Source organism: Streptomyces sp. NPDC006458 (assembly GCF_040612135.1).
In the GTDB taxonomy this organism is placed as follows: domain Bacteria; phylum Actinomycetota; class Actinomycetes; order Streptomycetales; family Streptomycetaceae; genus Streptomyces.
Genome location: NZ_JBEXPR010000026.1, coordinates 76,600 through 97,353, shown reverse-complemented (window position 1 = coordinate 97,353; position 20,754 = coordinate 76,600). Strand labels below are relative to the sequence as shown.

At 74.5% G+C, this 20,754-nt stretch carries 14 protein-coding genes; 4 read left to right on the top strand and 10 right to left on the bottom strand.

The window, feature by feature from the left end; all coding sequences use genetic code 11:
• Positions 1 to 213: 213 nt before the first annotated feature.
• Together purH and purN are read right to left on the bottom strand one after the other, a co-directional pair.
• A complete protein-coding gene (gene purH, locus ABZZ79_RS30090) occupies positions 214 to 1,779 on the bottom strand; it encodes a bifunctional phosphoribosylaminoimidazolecarboxamide formyltransferase/IMP cyclohydrolase (RefSeq protein ID WP_356694041.1) in 1,566 nt (521 codons plus the stop codon).
• Positions 1,776 to 2,402, bottom strand: coding sequence for a phosphoribosylglycinamide formyltransferase (gene purN, locus ABZZ79_RS30085; protein ID WP_356694039.1), 627 nt, complete (start codon positions 2,400 to 2,402; stop codon positions 1,776 to 1,778). Before purN ends, purH begins: the two co-directional genes overlap by 4 nt.
• A 311-nt stretch (positions 2,403 to 2,713) precedes the next feature.
• Between purN and ABZZ79_RS30080 the strand changes: the two genes are divergently transcribed.
• Positions 2,714 to 3,499, top strand: coding sequence for a hypothetical protein (locus ABZZ79_RS30080; protein WP_356694037.1), 786 nt, complete (start codon positions 2,714 to 2,716; stop codon positions 3,497 to 3,499).
• Positions 3,500 to 3,523: 24 nt separating this feature from the next.
• Here the strand turns inward: ABZZ79_RS30080 and ABZZ79_RS30075 are convergent, their stop codons facing one another.
• Positions 3,524 to 5,212, bottom strand: a complete 1,689-nt coding sequence (locus tag ABZZ79_RS30075) for a DUF6350 family protein (protein ID WP_356694035.1) — start codon at positions 5,210 to 5,212, stop codon at positions 3,524 to 3,526.
• Positions 5,213 to 5,309: 97 nt separating this feature from the next.
• On the opposite strand from ABZZ79_RS30075, the gene ABZZ79_RS30070 reads away from it, so the two are divergent.
• The gene (locus ABZZ79_RS30070) at positions 5,310 to 6,791 is read left to right on the top strand and encodes a sigma factor-like helix-turn-helix DNA-binding protein (protein WP_356694033.1); all 1,482 of its coding nucleotides are present in this window, start codon (positions 5,310 to 5,312) and stop codon (positions 6,789 to 6,791) included.
• A 242-nt stretch (positions 6,792 to 7,033) separates the two neighbouring features.
• On the opposite strand, the gene sucD is transcribed toward ABZZ79_RS30070, so the two are convergent.
• The 6 genes from sucD to ABZZ79_RS30040 all read right to left on the bottom strand — a co-directional run bounded on the left by sucD (position 7,034) and on the right by ABZZ79_RS30040 (position 16,154).
• A complete protein-coding gene (gene sucD / locus ABZZ79_RS30065) occupies positions 7,034 to 7,918 on the bottom strand; it encodes a succinate--CoA ligase subunit alpha (RefSeq protein ID WP_356694031.1) in 885 nt (294 codons plus the stop codon).
• 27 nt (positions 7,919 to 7,945) lie between these two features.
• Positions 7,946 to 9,127, bottom strand: coding sequence for an ADP-forming succinate--CoA ligase subunit beta (gene sucC, locus ABZZ79_RS30060; protein ID WP_356694029.1), 1,182 nt, complete (start codon positions 9,125 to 9,127; stop codon positions 7,946 to 7,948).
• Between the two features lie 713 nt (positions 9,128 to 9,840).
• The gene (locus ABZZ79_RS30055; RefSeq protein WP_356694027.1) at positions 9,841 to 11,037 is read right to left on the bottom strand and encodes a hypothetical protein; all 1,197 of its coding nucleotides are present in this window, start codon (positions 11,035 to 11,037) and stop codon (positions 9,841 to 9,843) included.
• Positions 11,038 to 11,346: 309 nt separating this feature from the next.
• On the bottom strand, positions 11,347 to 12,513 hold the full coding sequence (locus tag ABZZ79_RS30050; RefSeq protein WP_356694025.1) for a VWA domain-containing protein: 1,167 nt from the start codon (positions 12,511 to 12,513) through the stop codon (positions 11,347 to 11,349).
• Positions 12,510 to 14,837 carry a DUF5682 family protein gene (locus ABZZ79_RS30045; protein ID WP_356694023.1) on the bottom strand — a complete coding sequence of 776 codons (2,328 nt, stop codon included), beginning with the start codon at positions 14,835 to 14,837 and terminating at the stop codon, positions 12,510 to 12,512. Before ABZZ79_RS30045 ends, ABZZ79_RS30050 begins: the two co-directional genes overlap by 4 nt.
• 174 nt (positions 14,838 to 15,011) lie before the next feature.
• Positions 15,012 to 16,154, bottom strand: coding sequence for an AAA family ATPase (locus ABZZ79_RS30040; protein WP_356694021.1), 1,143 nt, complete (start codon positions 16,152 to 16,154; stop codon positions 15,012 to 15,014).
• A gap of 135 nt (positions 16,155 to 16,289) precedes the next feature.
• Here ABZZ79_RS30040 and ABZZ79_RS30035 point away from each other — a divergent pair, with 135 nt between their 5' ends.
• Positions 16,290 to 17,642, top strand: a complete 1,353-nt coding sequence (locus tag ABZZ79_RS30035) for an SWIM zinc finger family protein (protein WP_356694019.1) — start codon at positions 16,290 to 16,292, stop codon at positions 17,640 to 17,642.
• 305 nt (positions 17,643 to 17,947) lie between these two features.
• Positions 17,948 to 19,597 carry a DUF5691 domain-containing protein gene (locus ABZZ79_RS30030; RefSeq protein ID WP_356694017.1) on the top strand — a complete coding sequence of 550 codons (1,650 nt, stop codon included), beginning with the start codon at positions 17,948 to 17,950 and terminating at the stop codon, positions 19,595 to 19,597.
• A 257-nt stretch (positions 19,598 to 19,854) separates the two neighbouring features.
• Here the strand turns inward: ABZZ79_RS30030 and ABZZ79_RS30025 are convergent, their stop codons facing one another.
• A complete protein-coding gene (locus ABZZ79_RS30025; RefSeq protein ID WP_356694015.1) occupies positions 19,855 to 20,271 on the bottom strand; it encodes a cobalamin B12-binding domain-containing protein in 417 nt (138 codons plus the stop codon).
• Positions 20,272 to 20,754: the final 483 nt, after the last annotated feature.

Here is a 20,754-nt window from a genome sequence, read left to right as displayed (position 1 = left end):
GCGGCCGCGCAACCGTCGCCCGCCCGGTGCAACCGGCCGGGTGCGTACGGACGTCCGGACGCACGACGGCAGTTGGCCGAGAGCCGCACGCCCCCGGCCACGCCGTACGCACTCGCAAGCATCCATGGAGTTGTCATGCTCCGGACGCCCGCGTCAGCCACACCAAGTCCCGGTCCGGGGGCACCCCACGTGCGTCAGGGCATCGTGCCGGGATCAGTGGAAGAAGTGGCGCGTTCCCGTGAAGTACATCGTGACGCCCGCCTTCTTCGCGGCCTCCACGACCAGCTCGTCACGGACCGAACCGCCCGGCTGCACCACGGCCTTCACCCCGGCCGCGACGAGGATCTCCAGGCCGTCGGGGAAGGGGAAGAAGGCGTCGGAGGCGGCGTAGGAGCCCTGGGCGCGCTCGGCGCCCGCGCGCTCGACCGCCAGCTTGGCGGAGTCGACGCGGTTGACCTGGCCCATGCCCACACCCACCGAGGCGCCGTCCTTGGCGAGCAGGATGGCGTTGGACTTCACCGCGCGGCAGGCCTTCCAGGCGAAGGACAGCTCGGCCAGCTCCGCCGGGGAGAGCGCCTCGCCCGTCGCCAGCGTCCAGTTGGCCGGGTCGTCGCCGTCGGCCTGGAGGCGGTCGGTGACCTGGAGCAGCGCACCGCCGTCGACGGCCTTGACCTCGACCGGAGCCGCGGGCGCGGCCGGGGCCTTCAGCACCCGGATGTTCTTCTTCCGGGCGAGCGCCTCCAGGGCGCCCTCCTCGTAGTCCGGCGCCACGATGACCTCGGTGAAGATCTCCGCGACCTGCTCGGCCATCTCCTTGCTGACCGGGCGGTTGACGGCGATCACACCGCCGAACGCGGACAGCGGGTCGCAGGCGTGCGCCTTGCGGTGCGCCTCGGCGACGTCCGCGCCGACCGCGATGCCGCACGGGTTGGCGTGCTTGATGATCGCCACGGCCGGCTCGTCGTGGTCGTACGCGGCACGGCGCGCGGCGTCCGTGTCCGTGTAGTTGTTGTACGACATCTCCTTGCCGTGCAGCTGCTCCGCCTCTGCGAGACCGCTGCCGGAGCCGTCGACGTAGAGGGCGGCGGGCTGGTGCGGGTTCTCGCCGTAGCGCAGGGTGCTCTTGCGCTCCCAGGTGGCGCCCAGGAAGTCGGGGAACCGGGACTCGTCGACCGGGGCGTACTCGGAGGCGAACCAGCTCGCCACCGCCACGTCGTAGGCGGCCGTGTGCTGGAAGGCCTCCGCCGCCAGCCGCTTGCGGGCGGCGAGGTCGAAGCCGCCGTTCTGCACGGCCGCGAGGACGTCGGTGTACCGCTCGGGGCTGGTGACCACGGCGACGGACGGGTGGTTCTTGGCGGCGGCGCGGACCATGGACGGGCCGCCGATGTCGATCTGCTCGACGCACTCGTCGGCCGTGGCACCCGAGGCGACGGTCTCGCGGAACGGGTAGAGGTTGACGACGACCAGGTCGAACGGCTCGACACCCAGCTCGGCGAGCTGCTCGCGGTGGGTGTCAAGGCGCAGGTCGGCGAGGATGCCCGCGTGCACCTTCGGGTGCAGGGTCTTCACCCGGCCGTCCAGGCACTCGGGGAAGCCGGTGAGCTCCTCGACCTTGGTGACGGGGACGCCCGCCGCGGCGATGCGCCCGGCGGTGGACCCGGTGGAGACGAGCTCGACACCGGCCTCGTGCAGCCCGCGCGCGAGCTCCTCGAGCCCGGTCTTGTCGTAGACGCTGACGAGCGCCCGGCGAATCGGCCTCTTGTTGCTCTCGGCGGTCACTGGATTACTACCTTTCGTCCCTCAATGCGATAGCCGTTGCGGGCGAGGCGCCCCACGACATCGACGAGCAGCCTTCGCTCGACTTCCTTGATGCGCTCGTGCAGCGCGCTCTCGTCGTCCTCGTCCCGGACCTCCACCACGCCCTGGGCGATGATCGGGCCGGTGTCGACGCCGTCGTCGACGAAGTGGACGGTGCAGCCGGTGACCCGGGCGCCGTAGGCGAGCGCGTCACGCACGCCGTGGGCCCCGGGAAAACTGGGGAGGAGAGCCGGGTGGGTGTTCACGAACCGCCCGCCGAAGCGGGCCAGGAACTCCTTGCCGACGATCTTCATGAACCCGGCGGAGACCACCAGATCGGGTTCGTACGCGGACACGGCCTCGGCGAGGGCGGCGTCCCACTCCTCGCGGGTCCCGAAGTCCTTGACCCGGCACACGAAGGTCGGCAGCCCGGCGCGCTCGGCGCGGGCGAGCCCCTCGATGTCCGTGCGGTCGGCGCCCACGGCCACGATCTCGGCGCCGTAGGCGGGGCCGGCGGCCTCGATCTCGTCGAGCAGGGCCTGGAGGTTGGTGCCGGATCCGGAGACCAGCACGACGAGGCGCTTGGCCACGGGCTTGGCGGCCACGATGGGGCCCTTTCTCGGGGGTGCGTCTGTAATCGGCCGCGGCGCACGTCCGTCACGTTTGTGTGTTCGTACGAATGCTTCACGTCTCCCGATAGGGGGAAGCCTACGAAGCGGGCGGCCGTCAGCAACGATACCGGCACTCCGGACGGCCCCCACGGGACGGGGGCGTGGCCGGGAGGTAGCGTCTGGGAGGAGCCGGGTCGGGAACGCGCCTCGCGCGCGGTGCGTTGAGCAGTTGACGGACCTGGTCGGCCTGTAGTCGTCAGTAGTTGTCACCAGTCGTTATCACCAAGGGGAAGACGCCCACTTTGATGCCGGACCGAAGCCTGCGACTTCTCACGCTCCCCCCGCGGTCCGCGCGGGGCGGGGAGCGCGGCGGCCTGCTGTGGCGGGAGCGCCCCTCCTCCCCGCCGGACGCGCCCCCGGACGGTCCGGAGGGCAACGGCCGCGGTGGGCAGGACCAGGACGACAACCCCTTCGCCCCGCCGCCCGAGGGCACGCCCGACCGGCCGTGGCAGCCGAGGCACCCGTCCTCCGGGGACGACCGCGGCGAGGGCCAGGGCGACGGCTCCCCGTGGGGCAGTCAGTGGAGCGACCGCCAGCCCGGCCGCTCCCCCGGCGGCTTCGGCGAGCGGCCCCGCGGCGACCAGGACGGCGGCCCCGGCGGCGGCCGTCCCGGCCCCGGTATGCGCTGGGACCCCACCGACCCCGCCCAGCGCCGCGCTCGCTACGCCCTGCTCTCCGGCATGTGGGCCTTCTTCTTCGCCCTCTTCGGCTGGCCCTACGTCGGCCTGATGCTGGGCGCGCTCGCCCTGTACTGGGGCATCACCTCGCTGCGCGCCAAGCCCCGCACCCCCGACCCCGACCAGCCCGCACCCTCACCCGCGCCGCCGACGCGGCCCCGGACCACCGCCGCCGTCGGCGGCCTGGTCACGGCGTCGCTCGCCATCGCCCTCGTCGCCGCGTCCTTCACCGCGCAGCTGGTCTACCGCGACTACTACACCTGCGCCCAGGACGCCCTCACCAACGAGGCGAAGCAGTCGTGCAGCGACCTCCTGCCGGAGGAGCTGCGGGGCGTGCTGGGGGTGGACCGCTAGCGGTCGCGGTTCGGGGCCGGTCCTCTACGGGGTGCCGTCCTGGTGCGGCTCGTCGTCCCGGGGCGCGGCTTCGGGGGTGTCCCGGGGTGCCTCCCGGGGCATGGCCGCCTCCTTCAGGGCCGCCCAGCGGTCCTCGCGGGTGATGTCGTCGTGCCGGGGGCGGGGCTGCGGGCCGGGGTCGGTGGGGCGAAACTCGTACGGCTCGAAGGCCGGGTAGCTGTCCGAGGGGTCGTCGAGCGCCGGCGGCGCGGCTTCGCGGTCGAACGGATCCGGCGCCTCGGCGTCGTGGAGGTGGCTCGTCCGCCGGGACGGCGCCGGGGGGCAGCCGGCCCCGGCGTCGTGCGGTGCCGTCGGCCGCGTGGACGGCTTCGGGGTCTCGGCGCGCTGTCCGGCGATCCGGACCGTGCGCGGGACGCGGTCGCGGGAGCGCCAGGCCTGTGCGGCCAGGGCCACCGGGAGCGCGACCAGGACACCCCAGAGCAGGGCCGCCGGTCCCGTCTGCCACCACACCGGCCCGAAGCGGGCGAGTGCGGCCACGCCGAGGGAACCGCCCGAGAGGGCCGACGACGCGGCCAGTCCCAGTGCGCACAGCGCGACCGCGAGCCCGGTGACACCCGCGAGCCGCCTGACCGGCCAGGGCTCGTCCGCCGCCTCCTTGGTGCCGGGCTCGGCCGCGCGGGCCGTGAACCAGCCGACCGTCACCCCGGCCGCCAACGGCACCGCCGCGGCAGCCCAGTTCAGCGGGGTGCCGGGGCCCGCCTCCGGAACCGCCGCCAGGAGCGGGAAGGGCGGCAGCAGCGGGGCGGGGTCGGAGGACAGAGGGTGCGTCACATGGCCGACGGCGAGGGCGAAGCCGGGGCCGAGGGCGTAGCTGACGGCCCAGATCGCGGCGTTGGGCAGCAGGGCGAGGCAGAGCAGCAGCACCGCGAAACGGCCCGACCAGCCCTCCGTGAGCTGCGCGAAGGACGCGCGGGCCGCCTCCCCGTGCCACACCAGCGAGACCCCGACCAGCAGCGCGCCGCCGCCGAGGTACGCGGCGAGGCCCGCCGCCGCGGCCCGGACGGCCGTGCCCAGCCCGTCGCGGGCCTCCGGGTCCAGGGCGACGCGGCGCGGACCGGGCGGCAGCAGGAGCAGCACGCCGTCGAGGAGGTCGCGCGGACGGCCGTACGCCGTCCAGACCCCGGCCCCGGCCGCGGCCGTCGCGACCAGCGGCAGACAGACGCAGGTCCAGGGCCAGTCGGGCCGCAGGTCGCCGTCGGCGGCGTACAGCGCGGCGGGCACGGCGACCGCGAGGTAGCCGAGAACGGCCCCGGCCCACGCGGCGCGCCAGTCCACCGGGGGGTGCTCGCCCGCGTCCACCGCGTCCCGCGCCGCCCGGTGCAGCAGCCACCAGGGCAGCGCGAGCAGCAGCAGCGGGGTGAGGCCCACCGGCACGGAAACACCGGAGACGGTGTCGGAGCGGACCAGTTCGGCGCCGTGCGCGAGCAGCCACAGCGCGGCCGCGACATGCAGGGCTCCGTCGGGCCCGCTGTCGGGATACGGCGAACTGATCCACAGCAGCATCACCGGAACGGCGAACGCCCCGAGGCCGAGGCCCGCCGCCAGGGCGCCGCCCAGAAGACTGGCGGCCACTCCGGGCGACCGTCTGCGCATCCGGGCGAGCACGAGCGACAACGGCGGGCGGCGAGCGGTCATCGGGGTCACGCCCTTCATGCTCCCAACGTCACACGCTTTCCCGTCGTAACAGGCGAACTTCCGACGTGTCACCCAATATGTGTTTTATGTTGTTTATCGCTCGAAGGGGCGTGCTGTGACGCGGAGCCCCACGCCCCCTCTCCCGCCCCCGAAGGAACGCCGACGCCTGCGTGAGGCGGGTTCGCTGACCCAGGGTCAGCTGGCCGCACGGCTGGGGGTCAGCCGCGAGACTATGCGCGCATGGGAGAGCGGCCGTACGACTCCGCGGGGCCGCAGGGGCGAGGCGTACGCCAGGCTGCTCGTCTCGTTCACCCGTCCGGCCGACGAGGAGGACACCGAGGTGACGGCACGTCAGCCGCCCGTGGCCGACGACGGGGGCGTCGTGGCCGAGGCGCGGGAGGACTCCGGGGGCGTCGTGGCCGAGGTGCGGGAGGACTCCGGGCCCGTGACGGCCGAGGTGCGGCGCGAGGCGCCCGGGTCCGTGGCGGCCGAGGCGCGGGTAGAGGGCGCCGGGGGCGTCGTGGCGGAGGCGCGGGAGGACTCCGGGGCCGTCGTGGCGGAGGTGCGGCGCGAGGCGCCCGGGTCCGTGGCGGCCGAGGCGCGGGAGGACTCCGGGGGCGTCGTGGCCGAGGTGCGGGAGGACTCCGGGCCCGTGACGGCCGAGGTGCGGCGCGAGGCGCCCGGGTCCGTGGCGGCCGAGGCGCGGGAGGGCTCCGGGCCCGTGGCGGCCGAGGTGCGGCGCGAGGCGCCCGGGTCCGTGGTGGCCGAGGCGCGGGTAGAGGGCGCCGGGTCCGCCGGGCCCCTGACGCCGACTCAGGCCTTCGACGCGCTGTACGCGTTCTGCGCTCCCGCGCTGGTACGGCAGACCTATCTGCTCAGCGGTCGGCGGGAGCTGGCCCGGGAGGCGGTCGAGCGGGCGTTCCAGCTGGCCTGGGACCGTTGGCCCGAGGTCGCCGTGGACCCCGACCCGGCGGGCTGGGTGCGGGCGGCCGCGTACGAGTACGCCCTCTCCCCCTGGCACCACTTCCGCCCCCGCTACCGGCACCCCGAGCCGCCCCCCGCCGACGCCCGCGACCGCGCGCTGCTGGACACGCTGCTGACGCTGCCGCCGCCGTACCGCCGCACACTCGTCCTGCACGACGGCGTGGGTCTGCGGCTGCCGGAGACCGCGGCGGAGACGGAGGCGAGCACCTCGGCCGCCGCGCGCCGGCTCGTGCACGCGCGCGAGGCCGTCGCCGCCCGGCTGCCCGAGCTGTCCGACCCCACCGCGCTCGGCCGGCGCCTTGCCGAGCTCGCCTCCTCCGAACGGCTGCGGGCCGCCCGGCCGACGGTCGTACGCGCGGGCAGCGAGCGGCGGGCGCGGTTCTGGACGCGCGCCGCGATCGCCTTCACCGTCGCGATCATCGGCGCCACCGCGCTGACCGCGCGCACCGCCCCCACGCACTACGAGCCCCCGGTCGCGCCCGGCGAGACCGTGCGCGGACTGCCCCCCAAGTCGGCGCCCGGCCCGCTGTCGCAGGCCGAGCTGAGGCTGCGCGCCAAGCTGCGGCGCGAGGCGGCGAACGGACCGGAGCGGCTGCTGCCCGCGGCGCGGTGAGGTGTCGCGGGACAGGCACCAGGCCCGCTGCCCGGTGAGGTGTCGCGGGACAGGCACCGGACCCGCCGTCCGGTGAGACGTCCCAGGGACAGGTTCCGGTCCCGCCACCCGGTGAGACGTCCCCGGGACAGGCACCGGACCCGCCGTCCGGTGAGGCGTCCCCGGGACGGGTTCCGGTCCCCGGACATGGCCGAGGCCCGCACCCCGTGACGGGGTGCGGGCCTCGTGTCGCCTGTGAGGCGTCAGCCGGCGAGGATCTCGCGCGCCAGCTTGGCGGTCTCGGTCGGGGTCTTGCCGACCTTGACACCGGCGGCCTCCAGGGCCTCCTTCTTCGCCTGGGCGGTGCCGGAGGAGCCGGAGACGATGGCGCCGGCGTGGCCCATGGTCTTGCCCTCGGGCGCGGTGAAGCCCGCGACGTAGCCGACGACCGGCTTGGTCACGTTCTTCGCGATGAAGGCCGCGGCCCGCTCCTCCGCGTCGCCGCCGATCTCACCGATCATGACGATCAGGTCGGTGTCGGGGTCGTCCTGGAAGGCGGCCAGGGCGTCGATGTGCGTGGTGCCGATGATCGGGTCGCCACCGATGCCGACGGCGGTGGAGAAGCCGATGTCACGCAGCTCGTACATCATCTGGTAGGTCAGCGTGCCGGACTTGGAGACCAGGCCGATGCGGCCCGGCTTCGTGATGTCGCCCGGGATGATGCCGACGTTCGACTGACCCGGGGTGATGATGCCGGGGCAGTTCGGGCCGATGATGCGGGTCTTGTTGCCCTTCTTGCCGGCGTACGACCAGAAGGCGGCCGTGTCGTGCACGGCGATGCCCTCGGTGATCACGACGGCCAGCGGGATCTCGGCGTCGATGGCCTCGACGACCGCGTCCTTGGTGAACTTCTCCGGCACGAAGATGACGGAGACGTTGGCACCGGTGGCCTCGATGGCCTCCTTCACGGTGCCGAAGACCGGCACCTCGGTGCCGTCGAAGTCCACGGTGGTTCCCGCCTTGCGCGGGTTGACGCCGCCCACGACGGTGGTGCCATCGCCCAGCATGAGCTTGGTGTGCTTCATGCCCGTGGCGCCGGTCATGCCCTGGACGATGACCTTGCTGTCCTTGTTGAGCCAGATAGCCATGGTGTGTTGTGTCCTCGTCCTGAGTGCTTACTTGGCGGCGTTGGCCAGCTCGGCGGCCTTGTCGGCCGCGCCGTCCATGGTGTCGACGCGCTGCACGAGCGGGTGGTTGGCGTCCGTGAGGATCTGCCGGCCCAGCTCGGCGTTGTTGCCGTCGAGGCGGACGACCAGCGGCTTGGAGACGTTCTCGCCGCGGTCCTCCAGGAGCTTGAGTGCCTGGACGATGCCGTTGGCGACCTCGTCACAGGCGGTGATGCCGCCGAAGACATTCACGAAGACGGACTTGACGTCCGGGTCGCCGAGGATGATCTCCAGGCCGTTGGCCATCACCTGGGCGGAGGCACCGCCACCGATGTCCAGGAAGTTGGCGGGCTTGACGCCGCCGTGGTTCTCACCGGCGTACGCGACGACGTCCAGGGTGCTCATGACGAGACCCGCGCCGTTGCCGATGATGCCGACCTCGCCCTCGAGCTTGACGTAGTTGAGGCCCTTCTCCTTGGCGGCCGCCTCGAGCGGGTTGGCGGCGGCCTTGTCGTGGAGCTCCTCGAACTCGGGGTGACGGAACTCGGCGTTGTCGTCGAGCGACACCTTGCCGTCGAGGGCGATGACCTCGCCGGAGGCGACCTTCGCCAGCGGGTTGACCTCGACGAGGAGGGCGTCCGACTTGATGAAGGTGTCCCACAGCGTGACGAGGACGTTCACGACCTTGTCGGCGACGTCGGCCGGGAACTTTGCGGCCTCGACGATCTCGCGGGCCTTGGCCTCGTCCACACCGTCGATCGGGTCGATCAGGGTCTTGGCGACGGCCTCCGGGCGGGTGGCCGCGACCTCCTCGATCTCCATGCCGCCCTCGACGGAGGCGATGGAGAGGAAGGTGCGGTTGGCACGGTCGAGGAGGTACGAGACGTAGTACTCCTCGACGATCTCCGGGGCGGTCTCGGCGATCATCACCTTGTGGACCGTGTGGCCCTTGATGTCCATGCCGAGGATGTCGTTCGCGCGAGCGACGGCCTCGTCCGCGGAGGCGGCCAGCTTCACGCCACCGGCCTTGCCGCGGCCACCGACCTTCACCTGCGCCTTGACGACGGACTTGCCGCCCAGACGCTCCGTGATGGCGCGCGCCGCCTCAGGCGTGTCGATGACTTCACCGGCCAGCACCGGTACATCGTGCTTGGCGAAGAGGTCCCTCGCCTGGTACTCGAACAGGTCCACGCGCTTCCATCCCTATCAGTGATCTCGCGGTTCGTTTGGATGCGTGGGCGTGCCGCGAAGGGCAACGTGACGTCCGCTGTGTCACAAGGGGGGCGCACACGGTGTCCGAGCGCGCGGCATGTCCGTCTCGCAGGTTATCGCTGGTTCCTGGAGGCCTCTAAATCGGGCGTCACACCTGAGCGGTGATACCTGTCACATGGTGCCGCGCTCACCGGCACGCCGTGCCGTGTGTGAGGGACGGGGCAGGGCCTCACCGGGCTGGGGTTGACCCGGTGAGACCCCGTGAACAGCCCCGATGAGGGGCCGGGCGGGAGATCCCCACCCCAATGGGGACCTCCCGCTCCCACATCCGCGACCCCGTTCCCGGTCGGACCGACGGGTTTCGGCTGTCCGGGGGGTGGGGGCGCGGAATCCGGTACCGGCTGCGGTCGGAGCCGGTGGCTCAGGTGGGGCGCGTGCCCCGGGGTGACGTCCTCCGCGACGCCCCGGCCGCCGTCGGCCGGGACGACGACGACCGTAGGCAGGGCTCGCGCCGGGGGACCAGGGGACATGGCGGCACCGGTGCCTGGGACGCGTTCCGGGACAGGGGGACCGGAGGACGTCGGGGACGCGGTGCGCCGGGTTTCCGTCCGGAGACCGTCAACGGCGTCCGGGCGGGCGGGCAGACCTGATCCGCCTCCGCGCGGCAGGTCGGCGGGGCCCTACGGCCTGCCCTAGCCGGGGAAGACGGGGATGTCCCGGTGCCGGTCCCGGGTCGCGGGCACCTCGGCCCGTACGGCGGCGCCGGGCAGCAGCCGCAGCGGCGTGCGGTGGTTCGGGGTCACGGCGTGCGGGTCCCCGTGCCGCGGTGAGCCGGTGTCACCGGCCGAACCGTTCGCCGGTGCACCCTCCGCGGGGCCGGGCCGCAGGGGGGCGTCGGTGTCGCGGGCGGGCGTGCGGTGAGGGGACCGCGTCGTGGGGTGCTGCGCCGCGTCGACGTCCGGCACTGGGGTGACGGATCCGGAGGGCCCGGCGGTGGGCATCTCGGCGGCGGCCTTCCGCGTCACCGGAGGCGGGGTGGTCGTGGCGGCCGAGGCCGTCGCCACGTCCGGCGCCCGACCGAGCGGCACGGAACCGTCCGGGACTGCGGGCAGAGCCGGCAGAACGGAACCGTCCGGGACTCCCGGCAGAGCCGGCAGCACGGGAACGGACGGGACTCCGGGAAGAGCCGGGAGCAGCGGCACGGACGGGGTTTCCGGCAGAACACCCAGCACCGGCACGGACAAGGTCTCCGGCAGAACACCCACCACCGGCACGGACAAGGTCTCCCGCAGAACGGGCAGCACGGGAACGGACGGGACTCCGGGAAGAGCGGGGAGCACCGGCACGGCCACGGACGGCACCAGCGGCAGCTCCGACGGCGACCCGGGCAGATCCGGCGCGGGCAGCGTCGGCAGGTGCGACAGCGGCGGCGCCTGTTTCCGCGCCTGCCCCTGTACCTCGGCCAGCCCGTCGTACCGCACCGACTCCACGCGTCCGGCGACCGGCTGTACGACCTTCTCGTCCAGCAGCCGTCCCACGCCGCGGGCCACGGGGCGGGCGCTCTGGCCCGGGGCGGTGAAGCCCGCGTCGGCGGTGAAGCCCGCGTCGGCGGTCGAGCCCGCGTCCGTGCCGTCCGCGTCGGCGCGCCGAACAACCGGCACGTCTCCGGGGCCCAGTGCGCCTGCGGAGCCCAAAGCGTCCCTGACACTCGGCGCGTCCCCGAGACCTCCGGCGTCCGCGACGCTCGACGCGTCGTCGACCCGCAGGACCTCACGCACATCGAGGGCGCTCCCGCCCACCCCGACCGCGGCCACCGGCACGGACTCGGCGGCCCGCGCCTGCCCGCCGTACAGCAATCCGAGCAGGAACAGCCCGCCCACCAGCAGCACCGCCCGCAGCGCATACCGTCCGACCGCCCTACGCGGGACGCGTACGGCGGCAGCGGGAAGCACGGCCGAGCAGGTCAACGGGGACGGGTCCTCCCGTGCGGCGGAACGGATCGGGGGCGGGGCGACGCGGTACAGGTGCGTCGCCGCGCGGGTGCGTCGCGGTGCGACGCGGTGCGCGTGCGGTGCGCGTCCGGTGCGGGCACGCGGAGCGCGGCGCACCGGCACGGGCGACGATCCTCGCACGGAACTCCCGAGGCAGCGCAAGCCCGCTGTTACCGATGGGCACTCATATCCGTTTTCCCGCCTCCGTCATGAGGTGTCCGGTATGGGAAGCGGACGCTTTTCGATCGCCGCCGCCATCACCTCCGGGAACAGATCGGGCGTACAGGCGAAGGCCGGAGCCCCCAGCGCCGCCAACGCGGCCGCGTGCTCACGGTCGTACGCCGGGGCACCCTCGTCCGACAGCGCCAGCAGCGCCACGAACTGCACCCCCGAGGCCCTCATCGCCGCCACCCGTCGCAGCATCTCGTCCCGGATGCCCCCCTCGTACAGGTCGCTGATCAGCACGACCACCGTCTCCGCGGGGCGGGTGATCTGCGACTGGCAGTAGGCGAGCGCCCGGTTGATGTCGGTGCCGCCGCCGAGCCTGGTGCCGAAGAGGACGTCGACCGGGTCGTCGAGCCGGTCGGTGAGATCGGCGACCGCGGTGTCGAAGACCACCAGCCGGGCGCTGACCGACCGCATGGACGCCAGCACCGCCCCGAACACCGAGGCGTACACCACCGAGGCCGCCATCGACCCCGACTGGTCGATGCAGAGCACGACCTCCTTGCGTACCGACTGCGACGCCCGCCCGTGCCCGACGAGCCGCTCGGGCACGACCGTGCGGTGGTCGGGCAGGTAGTGCCGGAGGTTGGCGGCGATCGTGCGGTTCCAGTCGATGTCGTGGTGGCGGGGCCGGTGGACACGGGCACTGCGGTCGAGGGCGCCGCCGAGCGCGGCCCGGGTGCGGGTGGCGAGCCGCTTCTCCAGGTCCTCGACGACCTTGCGCACGACGGCCCGCGCCGTTTCCCTCGTCGTCTCGGGCATCGCCTTGTTGAGCGACAGCAGGGTGCCCACCAGGTGCACGTCGGCCTCCACCGCCTCCAGCATCTCCGGCTCCAGGAGCAGCGCGGACAGCCCCAGCCGGTCGATGGCGTCGCGCTGCATGACCTGCACGACGGAGGACGGGAAGTACCTCCGGATGTCCCCGAGCCAACGCGCCACCGACGGCGCCGACGCCCCGAGCCCCGCTCCCCGCTCGCGCCCCTCGCGCGGGCCGTCCCCCTTCCCGTAGAGCGCGCCGAGCGCCCCGTCCATCGCCGCGTCCCGCCCGGCGAGCGCGCACCCGGTGCCGTCCGCCGTGTCGCCGCCCAGCACGAGCCGCCATCGCCGCAGCCGCTCGCGCGCGGCGGCGTCGGCCGGTTGTGCCGTCATGTCCCCACCTCCAGCGGTTCGTTGTCGTCCAGCCCCAGCAGCAGCCGCACCACGGGCAGCACGGCGTCGGCCCGCGCGGGGTCCGCTCCGGCCGCGAAGCCCGGCGTGCCGGTGCCTGCCGCCGCGGCCCGCCCGCCGGGCCCGCGCCGGACGAGCTCGCCGAGCGTGCGCCGCTCCGAGGGGTCGTAGGCCGAGAAGGTGCGGCGCAGCAGCGGCAGGACGTCGGTGAAGGCCTCGGCGGGGACCCCGGTCAGCCAGCCGTCGACGAGGTCCAGCAGCGCCTCGTCGTGCACCAGCAGCAGCCCGCCTCCGGCGCCGCCGACGAAGCCCTCGATCCACGCGGCCGCCTCGGCCGGCGGCGTCCCCGGCGACAGCGCCAGTCCCATCAGCCGTGCCACCTCCTCCCCCGCCAGCGACCCGCCGTCCAGCAGCAGCCGCACGGCCCGCCCTCGGATCACCCCGGGCACGCTGTCCCGCCCGGACAGCACGCCGAGCACCGACTGCCAACGAGCCCGCAGCCCAGCCCGGTTCGCCGGCCCCGGCAGCTCCTCGTCCGCCAGCAGTGCCACCGCCCCGTGCACGGCGTCCACCTGGCGGCGCATCTCGTCGGCCGCGTCCGTGTCCAGCGCGGTGCAGGCCGGGGGCAGTCCGACGAAGATCCGCTGGGCGAGGCCGACGGCGACCTCGGCGAGCGCGCCGGTGTCCGTGCCGCGCACGTCGCCGTAGCGCAGCGAGCGGACCAGGGCGGGCAGGGCCTGCGCGAGATGGCCGACGTCGGTGTCGAGCGCGGCCCGGTCGGCGAGGACGCGCATGACAGCGGGGAGCGCGTCCGGCAGCCCGGCCGGCAGACACCGCTCGGCCAGCGCGGTGACCTCCGCGAGGGTCCGCGCGGTGACGGCGTCGGCCTCGGCCTTCGCGTTGGCCGCGGACAGCACGGTCGTCCCCCACACCCCGGCCTCGGCGACCCGCAGCGACAACTCCGGCTCCCAGCGCAGCCGCCAGGTCTCCCGGAACGTCCCGGTGCTGCCGCGCGAGGCCGTCGGCTCGCCCCAGGGAACGCCCAGCAGCCGCAGGCGGTGCAGCAGTCTGCTGCGCTCGGCGTCCGTCTCCTTGCGTACGTCGAGCTCCAGCTCGCGGCGGTCCGCCTCCGGCTTGAGCCGCAGCCGGCGCCGGAGCCGGTCGAGGTCGCGCTGCAACGGCACCGCGGGCGCCGAAGCGGGGACCTCACCCAGCACGTCCCCCACCACCAGCCGGTCGTGCACCAGCGCCAGCGGTACGTCCGAGCCCTCGCACATCACCGCCCGCACCGCGTCGGTGGTCTCGCCCAGGCCCGGCAGCGGACGGCCGCGCAGCGCCGCCAGCGCCTCCGCCAGCCGCACCGCCTCGATGACATGCGCCGGGGACACGGTCCGGTCCTCGGCCCGCAACAGCCCCGCCACCTTGGTCATCCACCGCTCGACGGGCCGGTCGGGCACGCCGAACAGATGCCCGTACCAGCCCGGCGACTCGATCCCCGCCCCGTACCCGCCGGCCCGCGCGAGCCTGCGGTACGTCCACGGCACCCAGGTCAGCTCGGCCTTCACCCTGGGGAGCCCCTTCAACAGCGCCCGGTCGGCGGCGACAGTGGTGCGCAGCCGCAGCGCGGGCACGTGCCACGCCCCGCACACCACGGCCACCGCGTCGCCGAACTCCCGCTGCGCCGCGCGCACCTGGAGCCGCATGTGGGCCTCGCGCACGAGGTCGCGGTCCTCGCCCCCGCTGCCGTACGTCTCCCGCACCGCGCCCATGGCCTCCTCGACCGCGTCGAACGGCGCGAGCGGGCCGCCCTCCCCCGTGGCCCGATGCTCGACGACGTCCTCCCACCAGCGCTCGGGGTCGTCATACCCGGCGATCTCGGCGAGCACGGCGAGGGGGTCGAGACGGAGACCGGGGGTGTCGCCCTCGGGGCCGGGCCGGCCGGGGGCGGAGGCCGGGTCCTCCTCCCTCCCCCAGGCCAGCGTGTGGGCGGCGGGCAGGTCGATGAACCGGGCCGGGACCCCGTGGGCCAGCGCCCAGCGCAGGGCCGTCCACTCCGGGGAGAACTCGGCCATCGGCCAGAAGGCCGAGCGGCCGGGCTCGTCCACGGCGTGCGCGAGCAGCGCGACGGGTGGCCGCATGTCGGGATCGGCGGCGAGCGGGACCAGCGCGTCGGCCTCGGGCGGCCCCTCGATCAGCACGGCCTCCGGTTGCCGCGCGTCGAGCGCCGCCCGCACGGCACGGGCCGACCCGGGCCCGTGATGCCGTACGCCGAGCAGCGCGGGCCCGGTCCGGGCCCGCCCGCTCATGCCCTGCTCACCGCCCCTCACCACTCGCCCCGTTCGTCCTCACCACTCGCCCGTTCGTCCTCGGCGCCCGCCGCGGCCAGGCTGTGTCGTCCTCGCGGTGCCCGAGCGCGACCGCCGTCCTCGCCGCCGTACGCCTCTTCGACCGCCCCCAGATGGAGGTGTTGTCGTCGCCGCTCATGCGCTCACCTCCCGGCACGCGCGGTAGAAGTCGGTCCAGTCGTCCCGCTCGCGGACCACCGTCTCCAGGTACTCCTGCCAGACGACCCGGTCGGCGGCCGGGTCGCGGACGACGGCGCCGAGGATGCCGGCGGCGACGTCGTCCGCCCGCAGCACGCCGTCGCCGAAGTGCGCGGCCAGCGCGAGCCCGCTGGTGACGACGGAGATGGCCTCGGCCGTGGACAGGGTGCCGCTGGGCGACTTCACCTTCGTACGGCCGTCGGAGGTGACCCCGTCGCGCAATTCGCGGAAGACGGTCACCACGCGGCGGATCTCGTCGATCCCGTCGGGCACCGCGGGCAGGTCGAGGGAGCGGCCGATCTCGCCGACGCGCCGGGAGACGATGTCCACCTCCGCCTCCACGCTCTCCGGAAGCGGCAGCACCACGGTGTTGAAGCGGCGGCGCAGCGCGCTGGACAGCTCGTTGACCCCGCGGTCGCGGTCGTTGGCGGTGGCGATGAGGTTGAAGCCGCGGACCGCCTGCACCTCCTGTCCCAGTTCCGGTATCGGCAGGGTCTTCTCCGAAAGGATCGTGATGAGGGTGTCCTGGACGTCGGCGGGGATGCGGGTCAGCTCCTCGACCCGCGCGGTCGTCCCCGCGGCCATGGCCCGCATCACGGGGCTGGGCACGAGGGCCTCGCGGCTGGGGCCGTCGGCGAGGAGCCGCGCGTAGTTCCACCCGTAGCGGACGGCCTCCTCGGGGGTGCCCGCGGTGCCCTGCACGAGCAGGGTGGAGTCCCCGCTGACGGCCGCGGCCAGGTGCTCGGAGACCCAGGTCTTCGCGGTGCCCGGGACCCCCAGGAGCAGCAGGGCGCGGTCGGTGGCCAGCGTGGTGACGGCGACCTCGACGAGGCGGCGCGGGCCGACGTACTTCGGTGTGATCACGGTGCCGTCGGGCAGTGTGCCGCCCAGCAGATACAGGGACACGGCCCACGGCGACAGCTTCCAGCGGGCCGGGCGCGGCCGGTCGTCGTGCGCGGCCAGCGCGGTGAGTTCCCCGGCGAAGGTGTGCTCGGCGTGCGGCCGCAGCACCTCGGTCCGGGGCTTGGCAGGATCGGTGGTCGACGGATCGTCAGGCTTCGTTTCGATGGACACGGACATGGCTGAGTGCCCCCTCCAGCTCGGCCGGTTCGGATCTGGTGTCCACCGTGCACCACGCCACTGACAATGCGTTCCGACCTGCGCAGACGCCCCGCGCCGGGCCGATTGTCAGTGGGTGGATCTACCTTCGATGGCATGACACAGCAGGGGGTGCGCTGGACGGCGGACCAGGTGCTGGCACTGGCGCCTGACTCCATGTCACGCGAGGCGGCAAGCAGGCTCGGCGCGGCCGGGCCGTGGTCCGGGACGGGCAGTTCCGACGAGGGGGCGGTGTGGGGTCTGTGCAAGGGGGGCGGCAGCGGGCCGTACCGCACGGCCGTCGATGTCGCGGGCCCCGCCGGCCCCGCGTATCTGTGCAGTTGCCCGAGCCGGAGGTTCCCGTGCAAGCACGCGCTCGGGCTGCTGTTGCTGTGGGCGGACGGGAGCGGCGACTCGGTGCCACGGGGGCAGGCTCCGGACTGGGCCGAGGAGTGGATGGAGGGGAGAAGGGAGCGGGGCGGGCGGAAGGCCGTTGCGGGACAGGGGAGTTCGGGGTCCACTGCCTCCGACCCCGAGGCGGCGGCCCGCCGGGCGGAGCGCCGCGCCGAGCGCATCACCGCGGGCGCCACCGAACTCGAACAGCGCCTCGCCGACCTGCTGCGCGGCGGGCTGGCCGGCGTGGAGCAGACGGGTTACGGGCTGTGGGAGGAGACCGCGGCCCGCATGGTCGACGCGCAGGCTCCCGGACTGGCCGCACGGGTACGGGAGTTGGGGGCGACCGTGGCCTCCGGTCCCGGCTGGCCCGTTCGGCTGCTGGAGGAGTGCGCCCTGCTGCATCTCCTCGACCAGGGCTGGCTGCACCGCGAGCGGCTGCCCGAGGGCCTGTCGGCCACGGTGCGCTCCCGCGTCGGCCTGATCGCCCCCGCCGACGGTCCGCCGGTACGGGACCGCTGGCTGGTTCTCGCCCAGTACGACACGAGCGATCCGAAACTGACGACGCGCCGGACATGGCTGTACGGCACCGGCACGGGCCGTACGACCCTGCTGCTGTCGTACGGCGCGGCCGGGCGGGCGCCCGACTTGGCACTGCCGGTGGGCCTCGCCCTGGACGCGGAGGTGTCTTCTTATCCAGGGGTGCTGCGCGATACCCTCGGCGAGCGGTTCGCCCCGCCCGAACCCACAGCGACCCGGCCCCCGGGCGTCACCGTCACCCGGGCCCTCACCCGGTACGGCGAGGCGCTGCGCGACGACCCCTGGCTGGAATCGGTCCCGGTCACGCTCGACCGGGTCGTCCCCACCCCGGACGGCGACTCCTGGCAACTCGCCGACACCACCGAGGACACGGCCCTCCCGCTGACCCCGGCCGCCCGCGCCCGGCCCGGCCTTTGGCGCCTGGTGTCCCTGTCCGGCGGCAACCCGGTCAAGGTCTTCGGCGAATGCGGCCACCGCGGCTTCACACCACTGGCCGCGTGGCCGGAGGGGGCGGGTGATGCGGTGCCGCTGTACTGAGCCGGGTCGCGGCGAGAGGGCGTGCCGGGCGCCGCTACGGGGCGAACGCTGCCTGCTGGGGCACTGAGCCCGAGGCGCGGAGGTTCCGCGGAGCACCGAAGCCCCGCTGGTCCGTCAAGGCACCTCGAACCGGCGCCCACCTGTGCGCCCGGCCGACCCCCGACCCATTTGTGCCCCCGGCCCGCCCGTCCCCCGGCCCGCCCGCGCGCCTCTCCCGCCCGTGCCCCGGCCCGCCCGCGCGCCTCTCCCGCCCGTGCCCACCGCCCGCCCGCGCCCACCGCTCGCCCGTCGAAAGGAAGCAGCCCATGACCAGGCCACCCGCTCCAGCGGACACGCCCGAGCCGGGCGTCTGGGAGGAGCTCGTCACCACGGCCCTGCTCGGCACGGACCGCCGTAGGTCACCTGTCGGACCGGGCGCGACGACCGGCTCCGCCCCCCTCGTCCTCCTGGACACGGCCGCCCGCGAGACCGTACGGAGACGGGCGGGGCTGCGGCCCGCGCGGGCGGCACGGCGGCCGGAACCGGCTCCGGCGGACCCGCGCCCGGCGTTGCCCGCCGCGGCGGCCCGGCGTCTCGCGGCGTTGCTCGCGGACCGGGCGATGACGGCGGGCGGCGGACGGCGCGGTGCGGCGCCCGACCTGATGGAGCTGCTCCCCCAGTGGCTCGCCCTGGCGAACGCCCACGGCTACGCGGCGCCCCCGGTGCTGCTGCCCGCCTTGCTGGACGCGGCGCGGGGCCGTACGGACCTGCGGCCGGCGGTGCTGGCCTTCGCGGGCGGGCGCGCCCTGTGGCTGGCGCGGCTCAATCCGGACTGGCGGTTCGCCTTGCGGGCCACGCCCTGGGGCGGCGCCGCTCTGCCCCGCCTCGACGAGCCGGACCGGCTGCGGCGGCTGTGGCAGGAGGGGCTGTTCGCCGAGCGGGTCGCGCTGCTGGCGGCGATGCGGTCCCGGGAACCGGCCGCCGCGCGCGAGTTGCTCGCCTCGACCTGGGCGACGGAGCGGGCCGAGGACAGGCTGATGTTCCTTGACTCGCTGCGGATGGGACTGGACGCGCGGGACGAGCCCTTCCTGGAGCGGGCGTTGGACGACAGGAGCCGCAATGTGCGTGCGACGGCGGCGGAGTTGCTGTCGGCGCTGCCGCTGTCGGCACTCGCCGCGCGGATGGCGGTGAGAGCCATGGCATGTGTGGCGCTGGACCACACGCTCCAGCCGGTCACGATCGGTGTTGAAGCGCCCCACGAATGCGATCCGAGCATGGAGCGAGACGGTGTCGTGGCCAAGCCTCCCGGGGGACGGGGTGAACGCTCATGGTGGTTGGGCCAGTTGGTGGAGGCCGCGCCCCTCAGCAGCTGGCCGGGGCGGCTCGGCGGGCGCACTCCGCGCGAGATCGTGGCGCTGCCGGTCGCGGACGGCTGGCAGGGGGAACTGCACGCGGCCTGGTGCCGGGCGGCGGTGCGGCAGCGGGACGCGACCTGGTCGCGGGCGCTGCTCGGCGCCCCGGGCGCACCCGAGGCGGGCGGCCCCGGAGCGGTGTCGCTGGCCGAGCGGGCCAGGCTGCTGAGCACCCTGGACGCCGGGGAGCGGGCCGACTGGGTGGCCGGGTTCATCGCGACACACGGGCTGTCGGAGGCGTTCCAGCTGCTCGGCGTGTGCGCGGTGCCGTGGGCGCCGCCGCTGGGGCGGGCCGTGGTGGACGCGCTCGACATCGCACGGGACGCGGGGAGTTATCCCTGGAGTTTCAGCGGGGTCATGGGCCTGGCCGAGCGCTGTCTGGACCCGGCGGAGGCGAGCCGCTTCGATGCCCTGCTGGCGATACCGGAGGAACCGGAGGACGCCTCACCCGGCGCCGGCGGCTACTGGGCCGAGGCCTTCCAGCGCCTGGTCTCCACTCTGCGGCTGCGCGCGGCGATGACGCGGGAGCTGACGTCGCCGCCCGGCCCGGGGCACGGCACCTGACCGCGCACGGCCTCTTCCGCCGGGCCGCATCACGGCCCGCCCCGGCGGATCACTTCCCCGAGCACGGCGGCCGCGCGGCGACGGCCTCGCGCGCGTGCACCGGCGCCTGACCGCGCACGGCCTCTTCCGCCGGGCCGGATCACAGCCCGCCCCGGCCGGATCACAGCCCGCCCCGGCGGCTCACTTCCCCGCGCACGGCAGCCGCGCGGCGACGGCCTCGCGCGCGTGCACCAGCCGGCGCGCGGCGGCCCGGAGCGCTACGCCCCGGTCGGCTGGCGGGCGTTGGCGCGGACCCAGTCCACGATGGACGCGGTCGTGGCGCCCGGGGTGAAGATCTCGGCGACGCCCTTCTCCTTCAGAGGCGCGATGTCCGCCTCCGGGATGATGCCGCCGCCGAAGACCAGGATGTCCTCGGCGTCGCGCTCGCGGAGAAGCTTGATCACGGCGGCGAAGAGCCTGTTGTGGGCACCCGAGAGGATGGACAGCCCGATCGCGTCGGCGTCCTCCTGGATCGCCGTGTCGACGATCTGCTCAGGGGTCTGGTGGAGACCGGTGTAGATGACCTCCATACCGGCGTCGCGCAGCGCCCGAGCGATCACCTTGGCTCCGCGATCGTGGCCGTCGAGCCCCGGCTTGGCCACCACCACGCGGATCGGACCGGCTGCCACACCCATCACTGCCTCCATGAAGCGACTACATCCATCCGTAACGACAAGTACCGCACACATCCGACACCCCGAACATGTGACGCAGATCACATATACACGGGGCGGACGCCTCTGCGGCCCCGCCTTCACCCAAGGGCGGCGCCGCCACGGCACGGACGATCCGGACCTCGTCGACCAGGAAAGTGAACGAACGTTATCGCCGACATCCCGCAACCGGCAGTTTCGCGGAGGAACCGAGGGGGAAATCACACGTGGGACATATTCGCCGCGCACTGTTCCGAGCCATGGCGGCCCAACCGCCGCGGCACCCAGCGGCCGAAGGACCGCGCACACGGCCGGAACACGCGCCAGGAGAGCCGCGACGAGGCCGCCGAACCGGCGGAGAACCTCACCAGACCACCGGCGCCGTCCGCGCCAGCCACCGCGCTCCGGACACGCACTCCGCCCGGACCCGGCCCACCACACTCGCCATGGCTCTCCACGCAGGCT

Excerpts from the sequence above, each read along its gene's own strand:
- ABZZ79_RS30045 (WP_356694023.1), bottom strand. The coding sequence starts at position 14,837 with ATGAGCGGGCGGGCCCGGACCGGGCCCGCGCTGCTCGGCGTACGGCAT.
- ABZZ79_RS30080 (WP_356694037.1), top strand. The coding sequence starts at position 2,714 with ATGCCGGACCGAAGCCTGCGACTTCTCACGCTCCCCCCGCGGTCCGCG.
- ABZZ79_RS30050 (WP_356694025.1), bottom strand. The coding sequence starts at position 12,513 with ATGACGGCACAACCGGCCGACGCCGCCGCGCGCGAGCGGCTGCGGCGA.
- ABZZ79_RS30035 (WP_356694019.1), top strand. The coding sequence starts at position 16,290 with ATGACACAGCAGGGGGTGCGCTGGACGGCGGACCAGGTGCTGGCACTG.
- ABZZ79_RS30040 (WP_356694021.1), bottom strand. The coding sequence starts at position 16,154 with ATGTCCGTGTCCATCGAAACGAAGCCTGACGATCCGTCGACCACCGAT.
- ABZZ79_RS30025 (WP_356694015.1), bottom strand. The coding sequence starts at position 20,271 with ATGGGTGTGGCAGCCGGTCCGATCCGCGTGGTGGTGGCCAAGCCGGGG.
- ABZZ79_RS30075 (WP_356694035.1), bottom strand. The coding sequence starts at position 5,212 with ATGAAGGGCGTGACCCCGATGACCGCTCGCCGCCCGCCGTTGTCGCTC.
- sucD (WP_356694031.1), bottom strand. The coding sequence starts at position 7,918 with ATGGCTATCTGGCTCAACAAGGACAGCAAGGTCATCGTCCAGGGCATG.
- ABZZ79_RS30030 (WP_356694017.1), top strand. The coding sequence starts at position 17,948 with ATGACCAGGCCACCCGCTCCAGCGGACACGCCCGAGCCGGGCGTCTGG.